General features: G+C 71.7%; 14 protein-coding genes. 11 read left to right on the plus strand and 3 right to left on the minus strand.

Translation table 11 applies throughout. The features are described 5' to 3' along the window. Nucleotides 1-32: 32 nt before the first annotated feature. Complete coding sequence (locus ABZ441_RS17235) at nt 33-266, minus strand: hypothetical protein (RefSeq protein WP_358974157.1); 234 nt, start codon at nt 264-266, stop codon at nt 33-35. Nucleotides 267-510: 244 nt separating this feature from the next. Here ABZ441_RS17235 and ABZ441_RS17240 point away from each other — a divergent pair, with 244 nt between their 5' ends. Then, complete coding sequence (locus ABZ441_RS17240; protein WP_358974160.1) at nt 511-1236, plus strand: VOC family protein; 726 nt, start codon at nt 511-513, stop codon at nt 1234-1236. Between the two features lie 310 nt (nt 1237-1546). Here the strand turns inward: ABZ441_RS17240 and ABZ441_RS17245 are convergent, their stop codons facing one another. Then, nucleotides 1547-2071, minus strand: a complete 525-nt coding sequence (locus tag ABZ441_RS17245) for an O-acetyl-ADP-ribose deacetylase (protein WP_358974163.1) — start codon at nt 2069-2071, stop codon at nt 1547-1549. Nucleotides 2072-2200: 129 nt separating this feature from the next. Continuing rightward, complete coding sequence (locus ABZ441_RS17250; protein ID WP_358974166.1) at nt 2201-3010, minus strand: NAD(P)-dependent oxidoreductase; 810 nt, start codon at nt 3008-3010, stop codon at nt 2201-2203. Nucleotides 3011-3354: 344 nt separating this feature from the next. Here ABZ441_RS17250 and ABZ441_RS17255 point away from each other — a divergent pair, with 344 nt between their 5' ends. From ABZ441_RS17255 to ABZ441_RS17300, 10 genes are all read left to right on the plus strand, one after another. After that, complete coding sequence (locus tag ABZ441_RS17255; protein ID WP_358974169.1) at nt 3355-4311, plus strand: 5-dehydro-4-deoxyglucarate dehydratase; 957 nt, start codon at nt 3355-3357, stop codon at nt 4309-4311. Further along, entirely contained in the window at nt 4308-5489 is a 1182-nt protein-coding gene (locus ABZ441_RS17260) for a hypothetical protein (protein ID WP_358974172.1), read from the plus strand. Before ABZ441_RS17255 ends, ABZ441_RS17260 begins: the two co-directional genes overlap by 4 nt. 233 nt (nt 5490-5722) lie before the next feature. Further along, a complete protein-coding gene (locus ABZ441_RS17265; RefSeq protein WP_358974174.1) occupies nt 5723-6379 on the plus strand; it encodes a GntR family transcriptional regulator in 657 nt (218 codons plus the stop codon). A gap of 50 nt (nt 6380-6429) precedes the next feature. Continuing rightward, nucleotides 6430-7332, plus strand: coding sequence for a dihydrodipicolinate synthase family protein (locus ABZ441_RS17270; RefSeq protein ID WP_358974284.1), 903 nt, complete (start codon nt 6430-6432; stop codon nt 7330-7332). Further along, complete coding sequence (araD, locus tag ABZ441_RS17275; RefSeq protein ID WP_358974288.1) at nt 7329-9074, plus strand: L-arabinonate dehydratase; 1746 nt, start codon at nt 7329-7331, stop codon at nt 9072-9074. The genes ABZ441_RS17270 and araD overlap by 4 nt, the downstream gene beginning before the upstream one ends. A gap of 122 nt (nt 9075-9196) precedes the next feature. After that, complete coding sequence (locus ABZ441_RS17280) at nt 9197-10135, plus strand: sugar ABC transporter permease (protein WP_358974177.1); 939 nt, start codon at nt 9197-9199, stop codon at nt 10133-10135. After that, nucleotides 10132-11049: a carbohydrate ABC transporter permease gene (locus ABZ441_RS17285; RefSeq protein WP_358974179.1), complete on the plus strand. Its 918-nt coding sequence runs from the start codon at nt 10132-10134 to the stop codon at nt 11047-11049. Before ABZ441_RS17280 ends, ABZ441_RS17285 begins: the two co-directional genes overlap by 4 nt. Nucleotides 11050-11095: 46 nt before the next feature. Further along, on the plus strand, nt 11096-12268 hold the full coding sequence (locus ABZ441_RS17290; RefSeq protein WP_358974183.1) for a Gfo/Idh/MocA family oxidoreductase: 1173 nt from the start codon (nt 11096-11098) through the stop codon (nt 12266-12268). After that, entirely contained in the window at nt 12265-13089 is an 825-nt protein-coding gene (locus tag ABZ441_RS17295; protein ID WP_358974185.1) for a PmoA family protein, read from the plus strand. The genes ABZ441_RS17290 and ABZ441_RS17295 overlap by 4 nt, the downstream gene beginning before the upstream one ends. Next, nucleotides 13086-14636, plus strand: coding sequence for a family 43 glycosylhydrolase (locus ABZ441_RS17300; protein ID WP_358974187.1), 1551 nt, complete (start codon nt 13086-13088; stop codon nt 14634-14636). The genes ABZ441_RS17295 and ABZ441_RS17300 overlap by 4 nt, the downstream gene beginning before the upstream one ends. Nucleotides 14637-14660 lie beyond the last annotated feature (24 nt).

Here is a 14660-nt window from a genome sequence, read left to right on the forward strand (position 1 = left end):
TCCCTTACCTTCGCGGGCTTGCACCATAAGGCTCAACGCCTGCCGCGCGCCCGGTTGCGCGGGTGGTCACGGGCGGCGCGCTCGTTGCCGTGCCGGTACGCGCCCGTCCAGCGCGCCATCACGAGCTGGGCGTCGCCGGACGTCACCTCGGCCAGGAACTTCGCCGCCCGGTCGCCGCGCAGGGTTCCCGCGTGGCGGCCGTGGTGGGTGACGGTGACGCTCGTGTCACCCTGCTGCTCGTACTGGAATCCGGATGGTTCGGGCATGGTCGTATGATGCCGCCCGCGCGGACCGCGAGCACGGGAATTTCGGCTCCACGAGGCGTCCCGGGGAAGCCCGGGCGCGCCGGACCCGGCAGTGTGAACTCCGCCGTCCGTTCCTGCCGGCGTCCCGGTGGGGCGCCTGCCCGAGAGAAAACCGGATGCGGCCGCCGCGCGGCGGCCCTAGGCTGCGCCCGCGCGGCGGGCGAGGCGCCGTACCGACCGTCGACGTATCGGAGATGCACCGGACATGGCCAGTGAACTGTTCGCGATCTGCTTCAACGCGACCCGGCCGTCGGGCCTGGCGCGGTTCTGGTCCGGGGTTCTCGGCTGGGAGCCGGCGGACGGCCCGGACGGCGACTTCGCGATCCTGCCTCCTGACACCACCGGCTTCCGCATCCGTTTCCTGCCGGGACGGGAGTCGAAGACCGGTCAGAACAGGGCGCACTTCGACCTGACGAGCACCTCCCCGGAGGATCAGCGGCAGACGGTGGCCAGGGCGCTGGAGCTCGGCGGGATCCACATCGACGTGGGCCAGCTCCCGGAAGAGGGGCATGTGGTGCTCGCCGACCCGGACGGCAACGAGTTCTGTGTCATCGAGGCGGGCAACCAGTTCCTCGCCGACACCGGTGTCATCGGAGCGCTGGCCTGCGACGGCACTCAGGAGGTCGGCTACTTCTGGAGCAGGGCGCTGCGGTGGCCGCTGGTCTGGGACCAGGACCAGGAGACCGCGATCCAGTCGCCGGACGGCGGTACGAAGATCACGTGGGGCGGGCCCCCGGTGGCACCGAAGGCGGGTACGAACAGGCTGCACTTCGAGCTCGCGCTCCCCGCCGGCACCGACCGGGACACGGAGGTCGGCCGGCTGGTCTCACTCGGCGCGACGCTCACCGGCGAGGGCGAGGGCGGCAAAGTGCTGATGCTCGACCCCGACGGCAACGAGTTCTCCATGAGTAGGCCCCCGCGGCGCGGCTGAAGGTGTGTGTCCGCCGGCGCCGGGCGTCACGGCGGGGCGCCACGGACGCGGCCCTCCATCGCGACCGCAGCGGGTGCGGCGTCGTCAAGGGCGCCAGCTGGAGCGGTCGGGCGGTCGGCCTGGCCCGCCTCGCCGCCGCCTGACCCACTTGAGAGCGGTCGCCCGCGCAATCCACATCCCGGCGGCGACCTGGGTGACCGGGTGGCCGGACGCGACACGCTCGACCGGCAGACGTCTCGTCGAAGACCGCCGGCCGGGCATCACGGTGGAACACGAAGGCCTCCATGTCGACACGGCTCGTGATCTGCACCTAGGCCGTCAGCACCTCGTCGAAGCGGGCGTACGCCTCCTCGCCGAAGAGTACGAAGCGGACCTCGGTGATCGGAGGTTCCGCTGCCTCGCGGACCGTACGCACGGCGATCCGGGCCCCGTCGTCGAGCGGCCAGCCGTAGATGCCCGTCGAGATCGCCGGAAAAGCGACCGTCCGGGCGCCCAGCTCAGCTGCCACCCGCAGGGACTCCCGGTAGCAGGAGGCCAGCAACGCCGAACGGTCCTCGGTGCGCGACCAGACCGGACCCACCGTGTGGACGACGTGCTCCGCGTGCAGCCGGCCGGCCGTCGTCGCCACTGCCTGCCCGGTGGCAAGCCCTTTGCCGTAGTGCGAGGCCCGCAGGTCGCGGCAGGCGGCCAGGATCTCGGGCCCGCCGCGGCGATGGATCGCGCCGTCCACCCCACCGCCGCCGAGAAGCGAGGAGTTGGCGGCGTTGACCAGGACGTCGGCGTGCTGCTCGGTGATGTCACCGCGTACGAGGGTGATCGCCGGTTCTGTCGTCATGCGGCCATTCTGCCGTCGCCCGCCCACTGCCCGCCACGACCTGCGCACCGTCGGCACACCCGGCCCCGCAGAGCGACGGCCGGAGAAACCGACGCCCCCACGTCCACGGCGCGCAGGCTGAAGACCGGGCTAGTAGGGCCAGATCGGCGGGTCCGTCACGAAGTGGCCGCCGAGGTGGGCGTGGTCGGGATTCTCCGGGTCCAGTTCGCCGTGTTCGGCGACGAGCTTGTCCGCGTACTGCTCGGAGTCGTCCTGCGGTTCGTATCCGAGGGAGCGGGCCGTCGACAGGTCCCACCAGAGGCGGGTGTTGTCGGAGGAGCCGTACACCACGGTGTGGCGCACGTCCTCGGCGGTGAGGGCCGCGTGGAGGAGGCGCGCTCCGTCGCCGGGGCTCATCCAGACGGAGAGCATCCGTACGGACGTCGGCTCCATGAAGCAGGATCCGATGCGCACGGACACGGTCTCCATGCCGTGCTTGTCCCAGTAGAACTGCGCGAGGTCCTCGCCGAAGGACTTCGACAGGCCGTAGAAGGTGTCGGGGCGCCGGGGCGTGTCGACGGGGATCAGCGGGTCACCGGCGAGGGGGCGCGGGGTGTAGCCGATGGCGTGGTTGGAGGACGCGAACACGATGCGTCCGACGCCCTCCTCGCGCGCGGCCTCGTAGAGGTTGTAGGTGCCCTCGATGTTGGAGCGCAGGATCTTGTCGAACGGGGCTTCCAGGGAGATGCCCGCGAGGTGGATGACCGCGTCGACCCCCCGCACGGCCTCCCGCAGCGCGTCCTTGTCGCCGAGGTCGGCGGTGACGGCGTCCGGTTCGCCCTCGATGGGGGTGAGGTCGAAGAGCCGGAGGTCGTAGCCGTACGCGGGGAGCAGCCCCCGCATCAGGGTGCCGAGGCCGCCGGCGGCGCCGGTGAGCAGGACGGTGCGGGGAGCGGGCATACGGAGATCTCCTCGGTGCGGGCGCAGGGCTCGGGGCGCGCACGCGGTGTGCGCGGACGGTGCTGTGCTGCGCGGGGCCGGATGTGCGGACAGCGCGATACGCGTGGCACGCAGATGTCGCGCAACCGCCCGGTGCGGCAAACGCGTGGTCGGCATTCACATGCGTGGACAAGCTAAGAACTCGTGGCGGGCTCCGTCAAGTGTCGCTCCATGGGGGCCGGTCCGTCTCGGGGTTGGCTGTTCGTGTCTTGACCGGCGCCGCAAGACTGGCTTAGCGTGGCAGCGTTCAGAAATATGGACACCGATCATAATTGTGCACGCCTGGACCTGCTCAGGGAGCGCCCGTGACCTCAGCCCCGCTTGCCGCCCGACTCACCGATGTCGCCGGGCCGCTCTTCTTCCCCGTCACCGCCTACGGGCCGGACGGCGCCGTCGACCCCGACGTCTTCCGCGCGCACGTGCGCAAGGGCATCGACGCCGGTGCGGCAGCCGTCTTCGCCTGCTGCGGCACCGGCGAGTTCCACGCCCTGGCCCCGGACGAGTTCCGGACCGTCGTCCGGGCGGCCGTCGAGGAGGCCGAGGGGCAGGTGCCCGTCGTCGCCGGTGCCGGCTACGGCACCGCGCTCGCGGTCCAGTACGCGAAGATCGCCGAGGAGGCGGGAGCGGACGGCCTCCTCGCCATGCCGCCCTACCTCGTCGTCGCCGGCCAGGAGGGGCTGCTGGCCCACTACGCCGCCCTCGCCGCCGCCACCTCGCTGGAGACCATCGTCTACCAGCGCGACAACGTGCTCTTCACCCCGGAGACCGTCGTCGCCCTGGCCCGGACCCCCGGGATCATCGGGCTCAAGGACGGCCACGGCGACCTCGACCGGATGCAGCGCATCGTCAGCGCCGTGCGCACCGCGCTGCCCGGCGAGGACTTCCTCTACTTCAACGGGCTGCCCACCGCCGAGCTCACCGGGCTCGCCTACCGGGGCATCGGCGTCACGCTCTACTCCTCCGCCGTCTTCGCCTTCGCCCCCGACATCGCCCTCGCCTTCTACCGGGCTCTGGAGTCGGGCGACGACGGCCTGGTCAACGCGCTGCTCGACCACTTCTACCGGCCGCTCGTCGAACTGAGGGACAGGGGCCGCGGCTACGCGGTGTCGCTCGTCAAGGCGGCCGTCCGGCTCGAAGGCCTGGACGTCGGCCCGGTGCGCACCCCGCTCACCGAGCCGTCGGCGGCGCACATCGAGGAGCTGACCGCGATCATCGCCGCAGGACGCACGCTGCTGGAGAAGCACGCGGAGAATGCAAGGTGAAGACCTCCGCATTCCTCTACCCCTGGGACGTCGTGGGGGACCCGGCCGCCGCCGGCCGCCTCGCGGATCTCGGCGTCCAGCAGGTGACGCTGGCCTCCGCCTACCACTCCACCCGAGCCCTCACCCCGCGCCACCCCGGCCGCCGGATCGTCACCGCCGAACACGCGGCGGTGCTCTACCCGCCCGACGACAGGCGCTGGGCCGGGCGTGAGCTGCGGCCCCGCACCCAGTCCTGGCTGGCGGGGGAGGACCCGTACGCCGAGGCCGCCGAGGCCCTGGCGGGCGCCGGCCTCCAGGTGCACTCCTGGGTGGTCCTCGCGCACAACTCCCGCCTCGGCGAGGAACATCCGGACACCTCCGTCGTCAACGCCTACGGCGACCGCTACCCCTGGGCGCCCTGCATCGCACAGCCCGCCGTCCACGCCTACCTGGTGGACCTGGCGGCGGAGGCGGCCGTGCGCCCGGGAGCGTCGGGGACCGAGCTGGAGTCGTGCGGCTGGTACGGCTTCGCCCATCTGCACGCCCACGACAAGGTCTCCGGGGTCGCCCTCGGGGACGCGGCGCAGTACCTGATGTCCCTCTGCTTCTGCGGGGACTGCCGGGCGGGATACGCCTCCGTCGGACTGGACGCCGAGGAGCTGGGCGCCGCCGTGCGCCGAGCCATGGAACCCGTCTGGGCCGGTTCCGGCTCCGGCGAGCAGGGGTGGGCCGGGGTGGAGGAGCTGCTCGGCGCCGGCCTGGCCGACGCCACCCTGCGGTGGCGCCGACAGGTCGCCAGGGGCCTCCAGGAGGCCGCCGTGTCCGCCGTCCGTGCCGCGGCAGCACCGGGATTCCAGGTCCTGCTGCACGCCGACCCGGCCCCCCACCGCACCGGCGCCAACGTCGGGACGGATCCCGCCCATGTCCTGGCCGCCGCGGACGGGGTCGTGCTGCCCTGCACCGGCGGCGACGCGGCACGTGAGGCGGTGCTCGGGCCGTTCGCCGGACTGTCCGGGGTGCTGGCCGCGAACTTCAACGTGGTCACCGGCATGGGCGGCAGTCCCGGCACGCTGGCGCGGGACGCCGCGCACGCGGCCTCGCTCGGCGCGAACGAACTGCGCCTCTACCATGCGGGCCTGGCCTCCGGGCCGGACCTGGATGCCGTCACGAAGGCCCTGGCCGCCGTCCGCGGCGGCTGACCCCGGGCGCCCCGGCGCCCACGGAGCGCAGGTCCCCGGCGTGCGGCCGGGGGCCTGCGCCGTCTGCGTTCCGGGCGCCGGGCGGGTGCCCCAGGAGCGTCACGGTTCCGCGTTCGTCGAACTTCTTCTGCCAGAAGCGTTGACGAAACATTCCCACCGCTCTAGCTTCATCGCGTCGTACTTCGTACGTCATATATGAGACGCCATACGCGAGATGCGAGAGCTCTTCACCCATGACCTTTGCGCCTGCCCCGATTCCGTCCAGGACCCAGTACGTGCTGGAGGCGATCAAGCACGCGATCCTCACCGCGCAGCTGAAGCCCGGTCAGGCGCTCGTGGAGACCGAACTCGCCGCGCAGTTCGGGGTGTCGAAGACGCCCGTACGCGAGGCGCTGAAGACGCTCGCCGGCACCGGACTCGTGGTCATGAGCCAGTACAAGGGTGCCACCGTACGGCTCGTGGACGCGACCATGGCGCGGGAGGTGTACGACGTGCGCCTGCTCCTCGAGCCCGAGGCGCTGCGCCGGTCGATCACCCGCAAGAGCTCGCTGGAAGAGGCCCAGGAGGCCCTGGAACGCGCCGACTCGGCGATCGACAAGGCGGACAGGTCGCTCGCCAACCGGGACTTCCACCGGGCCCTCTACCTGCCCTGCGGCAACCCGCTGCTCGCCCGGATGCTCGACGAGATCCGCGACCAGGCCGCACTCGTGTCGACCGTGGCCTGGTCGGCGATCCCCACCTGGGAACGCGAGGCGGCCGAGCACCGCGAGATCCTGCGGCTCGCTCTCGCCGACGACGCGGCAGCCGCCGCAGGTGCCCTGCACGACCACATCGCATCGTTCGTACGCCGTGCCTTCCCCGACGAGGAAGACGGGGGTGACACGGCGTGAACCACCAGCTGGACATGGATCACCAGCACCTCGACGAAAGGTCAGTCCGCATGGACTTCTCCCCGCTGAAGGCGGCCCTCGCAGACGTAGTGGCGATCCCGGTGACCCCGTTCGCCGAGGACGGCACCATCGACGTCCCGGCGCACCGCGCCCTGCTGCGACGGCTGCTGGACGGCGGCGTCCGCATCGTCACCCCGAACGGCAACACCGGTGAGTTCTACGCGCTCACCCCCGACGAGCGGCGTACCGTCACGGAGCTCACCGCCGAGGTGGCCGGCGGCCGCGCCACCGTCCTGGTGGGGGTCGGCCACGACGTGCCGACCGCCGTCGCCACCGCCGAGCACGCCAGGGACATCGGCGCCGAGGCGGTGATGGTGCACCAGCCGGTCCACCCCTACGTCTCGCAGGACGGCTGGATCGACTACCACCGGGCCATCGCCGATGCCGTCCCCGAGCTCGGAGTCGTGCCGTACATCCGCAACCCGCTGCTCGCCGGGGAGCGTCTCGCCGAGCTCGCCGACAGCTGCCCCAACGTCGTCGGCGTGAAGTACGCCGTCCCCGACGCCGCCCGCTTCGGAGCGTTCGCCCGGGACGCCGGCCTCGAGCGGTTCGTGTGGGTCGCCGGCCTCGCCGAGCTGTACGCCCCCTCCTACTTCGCCACCGGCGCCACCGGCTTCACCTCCGGACTCGTCAACGTCGCCCCGGGGGTCTCGCTCGCCATGCTGGAGGCGCTGCGGGCGGGCGACTACCTCGCGGCGATGAAGGTCTGGGAGCAGATCCGCCGCTTCGAGGACCTGCGCGCCGACCGGCAGTCCGCCAACAACGTGACCGTCGTCAAGGAGGCCCTGGCCTCCCTCGGCCTCTGCCGCCGCGACGTACGCGCACCGAGCCGGGAACTCCCCGAGGAGCAGCGCGCCGAGATCGCGAGCCTGGTCGCCGGGTGGTCGATGTGACCGGCACCGGCGCGGCGGACCGCCGCATCACCCCCGAGGAGCTGCGCAGCCACCAGTGGTACGGCACGGACGGCCTCCGCTCGTTCAGCCACCGCGCCCGCACCCGGCAGCTCGGCTACCTCCCCGAGGAGCACCTGGGCAAGCCGGTCATCGCGATCCTCAACACCTGGTCCGACATCAATCCCTGCCACGTCCACCTGCGCGAGCGGGCGCAGGCGGTCAAGCGGGGGGTCTGGCAGGCGGGCGGCTTCCCGCTCGAGTTCCCCGTCTCCACGCTCTCGGAGACCTTCCAGAAGCCCACCCCGATGCTCTACCGCAACATGCTGGCGATGGAGACGGAGGAGCTGCTGCGCTCCTATCCCGTCGACGGCGCCGTGCTGCTGGGCGGCTGTGACAAGTCGACGCCCGCGCTGCTCATGGGGGCCGCCTCCGTCGACCTGCCGACGGTCTTCGTGCCCGCCGGACCGATGCTGCCGGGCCACTGGCGCAACGAGGTCCTCGGCTCCGGCACGGACATGTGGAAGTACTGGGACGACAAGCGGGCCGGCCTGATCGGTGACTGCGAGATGGCCGAGCTGGAGAACGGGCTGGCCCGCTCGCCCGGTCACTGCATGACGATGGGCACCGCCTCGACCCTGACGGCCGCCGCCGAGGCGCTCGGCGTCACGGTGCCGGGAGCCTCCTCCATCCCGGCCGTGGACTCCGGTCACGACCGGATGGCGGCGCAGTCCGGGATCCGCATCGTCGAACTGGTGTGGCAGCAGCTGAAGCTGTCGCAGATCCTCACGGCGGACGCGTACGAGGACGCGGTCGCCACCGTGCTCGCGCTCGGCGGCTCCACCAACGCCGTCATCCACCTGGTAGCGATGGCGGGCCGCTCCGGGGTGAAGCTCACCCTGGACGACTTCGACCGCATCGCCCGCACCGTGCCCGTCCTCGCCAACCTCCGGCCCGGCGGCACGTACCTGATGGAGGACTTCCACTTCGCCGGAGGGCTGCCCGGATTCCTGGCCCGGCTCACCGACGTACTCCACCTGGACCGGCCCACCGTCACGCACGGCACGATGCGCGAACAGCTCGACGGGGCGCTCGTCCACAACACCGACGTCATCCGCGAGCGCGACAACCCACTGGCCGAGGAGGGCGGAGTGGCGGTCCTGCGCGGCAACCTCTGCCCGGACGGCGCGGTCATCAAGCACATCGCAGCCGAACCGCACCTGCTGCGCCACACCGGACCCGCGGTCGTCTTCGACGACTACAAGGAGCTGCAGCGCACCATCAACGACCCGGCCCTGGCCATCACGCCGGACCACGTGCTGGTGCTCCGCAACGCCGGTCCCAAGGGCGGACCCGGCATGCCCGAGTACGGCATGCTGCCGATCCCGGACTACCTGCTGAAGCAGGGCGTACGGGACATGGTCCGGCTCTCCGACGCCCGTATGAGCGGCACCAGTTACGGGGCCTGCGTCCTGCACATCGCACCCGAGTCCTTCGTCGGCGGACCGCTCGCCCTGGTCCGCACCGGTGACCTGATCACGCTGGACGTCGAGGCACGGCTCCTCCACCTCGACGTGACCGACGAGGAGCTGGAGCTCCGCAGGTCCGGGTGGACCGAACCGCCCGCCCGCTACGGGCGCGGCTACGGGGCGCTCTACCAGGACCAGATCACCCAGGCCGACACCGGCTGCGACTTCACGTTCCTCGCCCGCCAGGGAGAAGTGCCCGACCCGTACGCCGGCTGAACCGGGCGAACAGGATTCAGCGCACCGCCCCGTCCGGAATACCGAACGGCATGCGGTAAGCGCTTGCACCATGCACCGAAAGAACGGCACATCCAGCACTTTCCAGAGATCGGAGACGCGTCATGGCCCAATCCGCAGCCGTGGCCACACCGCCCCCCAAGGGGCAGGCACCCAAGCGCCGCTCGGCCACCCCCCGCCGCCTGCCGTATCTGCTGATCGCGCCCGCGGGCCTGCTGATGCTGGGCTTCATCGCCTATCCGGTGGTCAGCGTCTTCTACTACAGCCTGCAGAACTACAACGTCACCAAGCCGTGGCGGAACGGCTTCGCGGGCCTCGACAACTTCACCCGGATCTTCACCGAGGACGAGCAGTTCTGGCCGACGCTCGGCTTCAGCGCCCAGTGGGTCTTCACCCAGGTGACGCTGCAGCTCGCACTGGGCCTCGCCCTCGCGCTGATCGTCAACCAGACCTTCATCGGCCGCGGCATATCGCGCGCCATGGTCTTCTCGCCCTGGGCCGTCTCCGGTGTGCTGACCAGCACCATCTGGATCCTGCTCTACAACTCCTCGACCGGCTTCAGCCGCTACCTCGCGGACGCCGGCATCGGTGAGTACGGCACCTCGGTCCTCTCCGACACCGGGACCGTCTTCTGGGCGGCCACCATCTCCGAACTCTGGCGCGGAGTCCCCTTCTTCGCCATCCTCATCCTCGCCGACCTGCAGTCCGTCTCCAAGGAGCTGTACGAGGCGGCCTCGGTGGACGGCGCCGGTCGGCTGCGGCAGTTCTTCCACATCACGCTCCCGCACCTGCGCGACGCGATCATCCTGGCCACCCTGCTGCGCGGGGTCTGGGAGTTCAACAACGTCGACCTGCTCTACACCCTCACCGGCGGCGGGCCCGCGGGTGAGACCACCACCCTGCCCCTCTACGTCGCCAATACAGGCATCGAGGGCCACGACTTCGGATACGCCTCCGCGCTCACCACCGTCGCCTTCGTGATCCTCCTCTTCTGCTCGATCGTCTATCTGCGCCTGAGCAAGTTCGGAGGCGACAACAAGTGACTGCCGCACTCGTGGAGAAGAAGGACGCCCGCACGCCGGGACCGTCCGGGGGAACCGACCTCCCGCCGCCCTCCTCGCACCGCCGCACCACGCGCGAGCGTGCCTTCGACGACGTACCGCGCTGGCAGATCTACGTGCCGCTCGGCATCTACCTGCTCTTCACGCTCATCCCGTTCTACTGGATGTTCCTCTTCGCCGTCCGGCCCGCGGGCTCCACCTCGCTGCTGCCCTGGCCGATGACGGGGGACCACTTCTCCAAGGTCTGGAACGAACGCAGCTTCGCCGTCTTCTTCCAGAACAGCATGCTCGTCGGCGTCGCGACGCTGATCGCCACGACCCTCGTCGCGCTGGCCGGCGGCTACGCCCTGGCCCGGTTCGACTTCAAGATCAAGGGCGCCTTCATGCTGGCGCTGCTCTGCTCGCAGTTCATCCCGGGCGCGCTGATGCTCGTGCCGCTCTTCGAGATCTTCAAGAACCTCCAGATGATCAACTCCCTGGGGAGTGTCGTCATCGCGGAGACCGTCTTCCAGCTCCCCCTGTCGATCATCCTGATCAGCGGATTCATCAAGAACGTGCCGGTCTCCCTCGAAGAGGCGGCCTGGGTGGACGGCTGCTCACGCTTCAAGGCCTTCTGCTCCGTCGTCCTGCCGCTGCTGCGCCCCGGGCTGATCGCGGTCGGCTCGTTCGCCTTCGTGCACAGCTGGAACCACTTCCTGTTCGCCCTGATGTTCCTCAGCGAACAGGACAAGCAGACGATCCCGGTCGGCCTCAACACCCTGATCGGCGCCGACAGCGTCGACCTCGGCGCGCTGGCCGCGGGCGGTGTCATCGCCGCGGTGCCCGTGGTGATCGTCTTCGCCTTCATCCAGAAGTGGCTCATCACCGGCTTCAGCGCCGGAGCCGTGAAGGGATGACGGACATGACCAGGAAGCTTCGCTGCGGAGAGGGGAGGGCGGACCGGTGAACACCACCACCCCCGTGCCCCTCGTCCTGGCCGGCGCCCGCGGCCACGGCCGCTGGCACCTCGCCAACATCCGCCGGCTCCAGCACCAGGGCCTGGTCAGACTGGCCGGAATCTGCGAACTGAACCCCCTGACCGACGGTGAACTCGACCTGTTCGCCGAGGAGATGCCCGAACAGTCCGCCGACTTCGGGGCCCTCCTGGACTCCACCGGCGCACGCTCCGCCGTCATCTGCACCCCCATCCCGACGCACACCACCCTGGCCCTGACGGCGGCGGCCCGCGGTGTCCACCTCCTCCTGGAGAAGCCGCCCGCGGCGACCTGGGACGACTACGCCCGCATGGCCGAGGGGGTCCGGGAGGCCGGCATCGCCTGCCAGATCGGCTTCCAGTCCCTCGGCTCGCACGCCGTGCCCGCCGTCAAGGACCTCGTACGCTCCGGGGCGATCGGCACGGTCCGGGGCATCGGCGCCGCCGGCGCGTGGGTCCGCGACGACGCCTACTTCCGGCGGGCGCCCTGGGCCGGACGCCGCAGGATGGGCGGCACCGACGTGGTCGACGGAGTGCTCACCAACCCGCTGGCACACGCCGTCGCCACGGCACTCGAACTCGCCGGTGCGGGAACCGCCGGGGACGTGGCCTCCATCGAGACCGAGCTCTTCCGGGCCCACGACATCGAGTCCGACGACACCAGCTGTGTCCGGATCACCACCACCGCGGGGATGCCGGTGACCGTCGCGGTCACCCTCTGCGCGGAGGAGGCCGGCGAGCCCTATGTGATCGTCCACGGCGACCGCGGCCGCATCACCTTCTGGTACAAGCAGGACCGGATCCTCGTCCAGCGCGCCGGACACGGCCCCGAGGAGGCCGTGCACGGGCGGACCGACCTCCTGGAGAACCTCGTCGGCCACCTGGAGCACGGCACCGAGCTCCTCGTACCGCCGGAGCGCACCGGCGCGTTCATGCGGGTCCTCGAAGCGGTACGCACCGCCCCCGAGCCCACCGCGCTGCCCGCCACCGCCTGGCACACCCGGCCCGCCGACCAGGGCGACGGCGTACGGCGCATCGTGCGGGGCATCGACGGCACCGTCGCCTCCGCGGCCGACACCCTCACCCTCTTCTCCGAACTAGGCGCCTCCTGGGCGCGCCCCAGCGAGGTGAGCACACCATGAGCACCGCAGTCCTCAGCTGCGCCGGACGCCCCGTCGGCCGCTACAGCTACCGGCCCGGGACGGACGGCCGGCCCTACCTCCACCCCGTCACCACCCTCGCGGGCATCCCCGTCACCGAGGAGCGCCCGGCCGACCACGTCCATCACCTGGGCGCCTCGGTCGCGGTGCCCGACGTGGCCGGGCACAACTTCTGGGGCGGGCGCACCTACGTCCGCGACCAGGGCCCCACCGAGCTCGACAACCACGGGACGCAGCGCCACCTCGGCTGGAAGCTCCGCGACCCGGACGGCTTCGTGGAGGAACTCAGCTGGGAGGCCGACGGCGCCGAACTGCTGCGCGAGCACCGCACCGTCGCGGCCGTCGGGCTCTCCGACACCGCCTGGGCGCTGGACTTCTCCTTCTCCCTCACCAACCGGGGCGGCACGGACCTCTCCATCGGCAGCCCCGCCACCAACGGCCGCCCCGGCGCCGGCTACGGCGGCTTCTTCTGGCGCGCGCCCAAGGAGGCCGCGCCGCCCGCGGTGTTCAGCGGAACCCTCGACGGCGAGGAGGCCGTGCACGGCAGGGCGGCCGACTGGCTGGCCCTCACCGGGGACGGCTGGACGCTCGTCTTCGCCGGCGCGACCGACGAGACCCGGCGCGACCCGTGGTTCGTACGGACCACCCAATACCCCGGGGTCGGCTCCTCCCTCGCCGCGGACCGCCGCCTCCCCGTCGCCGCCGGAGCCACCGTCGTACGCCGGATCGTCACCGTCGTCGCCGACGGACGCCTCGGCCGGGAGGCCGCGGCCGCCCACGTCCGCAAGGCGGTCGCCGCATGACGACGCCCTGGAGAGCCGACCTCGGGGACGGCACCTACCGCAACCCGGTCCTGAACGCCGACTGGTCCGACCCGGACGTCGTACGCGTCGGCGACGACTACTACCTCACCGCCTCCAGCTTCGGCCGCGTCCCCGGACTGCCCCTGCTGCACTCCCGCGACCTCGTCAACTGGGCCCTCGTCGGCCACGCCCTCGAACGGCTCGGCCCGGACGCCGACTTCGCCGTGCCCCGCCACGACTGCGGGGTGTGGGCGCCGTCCCTGCGCCACCACGCCGGACGCTTCTGGATCTTCTGGGGCGACCCCGACCACGGCATCCAGCAGATCAACGCCGAGAACATCCGCGGCCCCTGGAGCGCCCCGCACCTCGTCAAGGCGGGCAAGGGCCTGATCGACGCCTGCCCCCTGTGGGACGAGGAGACCGGCGAGGCCTACCTGGTGCACGCCTGGGCGAAGTCCCGCTCCGGCATCAAGAACCGGCTCACCGGCCACCGGATGAGCCCCGACGGCCGCGAACTCCTCGACGAGGGCACGACCCTCGTCGACGGCGACACGATCCCGGGCTGGTTCACCCTGGAGGGCCCCAAGGTCTACCGTCACGACGGCCACTTCTGGATCTTCGCCCCCGCCGGGGGAGTGGAGACCGGCTGGCAGGGCGCCTTCCGCTCGCCGACGTTCGCCGGTCCCTACGAGGAGCGGGTCGTCCTCGCACAGGGCAGCACCGAGGTCAACGGCCCGCACCAGGGCGGGTGGGTCCGCACCGCGGCCGGTGAGGACTGGTTCCTGCACTTCCAGGCCCGCGGGGCGTACGGCCGCGTGGTCCACCTCCAGCCGATGCGCTGGGACGCGGAAGGCTGGCCGGTCATCGGCGACGAGGGCGAACCCGTGCTCGCGCACCGCCGCCCCAAGGCCCCGGAGCAGCCCGCGGAGGCACCGGCCTCCAGCGACGACTTCCCCGGCGGACGCCACGGCCGTCAGTGGCAGTGGACGGCGAACCCGCGACCCGGCTGGACGGTCGGCCACGGAGGCGACGGGCTGCGCCTCAGCTGCGTACGGACCGCGTACGCGCACGATCTGCGTGACCTGCCCAACGTCCTGGTGCAGCGGCTTCCCGCCGAGGAGTTCACCGTCGAGGTGGGCATCACGCTGGACACCCGCGAACCGGGGGCCAAGGCCGGGCTCGCCGTGCTCGGAGACGCCTTCTCGTGGATCGGCCTGGAGGCCGGGGCCGACGGGGCCGCGCACCTCGTGCACCGGTACGCCGAATCCGTCGCCGAGCACGAGCGGGACGCCGAACACTCCCGCCCCGCGCCCGGCGCCGCCGTCCGCGTCCGGATCGAGGTCACCCGGGGCGCCCGCTGCCGCTTCTCCGCGGACACCGGGGACGGGGCCGGCTTCCGCCCGTCCGGCCAGGTCTTCGCCGCCACCCCCTGGCGCTGGGTCGGCGCGCTGCTGGGCCTCTTCGCCACCGCACCGGCCGGTAGCGAGCCCTCCGGCACAGCAGGCTTCACCACGTTCCGCACCACCGCGAGACCTCGCACCGTCTGACCCCGCACCGCTGTATGGGAGAGC

The organism is Streptomyces sp. NPDC005752, from assembly GCF_040630715.1.
Taxonomy (GTDB): Bacteria; Actinomycetota; Actinomycetes; order Streptomycetales; family Streptomycetaceae; genus Streptomyces.

What these genes read in the sequence shown, in the direction of transcription:
- ABZ441_RS17300 (WP_358974187.1), top strand. Translation starts at nt 13,086, where the DNA reads ATGACGACGCCCTGGAGAGCCGACCTCGGGGACGGCACCTACCGCAAC.
- ABZ441_RS17270 (WP_358974284.1), top strand. Translation starts at nt 6,430, where the DNA reads ATGGACTTCTCCCCGCTGAAGGCGGCCCTCGCAGACGTAGTGGCGATC.
- ABZ441_RS17295 (WP_358974185.1), top strand. Translation starts at nt 12,265, where the DNA reads ATGAGCACCGCAGTCCTCAGCTGCGCCGGACGCCCCGTCGGCCGCTAC.
- ABZ441_RS17280 (WP_358974177.1), top strand. Translation starts at nt 9,197, where the DNA reads ATGGCCCAATCCGCAGCCGTGGCCACACCGCCCCCCAAGGGGCAGGCA.
- ABZ441_RS17235 (WP_358974157.1), bottom strand. Translation starts at nt 266, where the DNA reads ATGCCCGAACCATCCGGATTCCAGTACGAGCAGCAGGGTGACACGAGC.
- ABZ441_RS17245 (WP_358974163.1), bottom strand. Translation starts at nt 2,071, where the DNA reads ATGACGACAGAACCGGCGATCACCCTCGTACGCGGTGACATCACCGAG.
- ABZ441_RS17265 (WP_358974174.1), top strand. Translation starts at nt 5,723, where the DNA reads ATGACCTTTGCGCCTGCCCCGATTCCGTCCAGGACCCAGTACGTGCTG.
- ABZ441_RS17240 (WP_358974160.1), top strand. Translation starts at nt 511, where the DNA reads ATGGCCAGTGAACTGTTCGCGATCTGCTTCAACGCGACCCGGCCGTCG.
- ABZ441_RS17250 (WP_358974166.1), bottom strand. Translation starts at nt 3,010, where the DNA reads ATGCCCGCTCCCCGCACCGTCCTGCTCACCGGCGCCGCCGGCGGCCTC.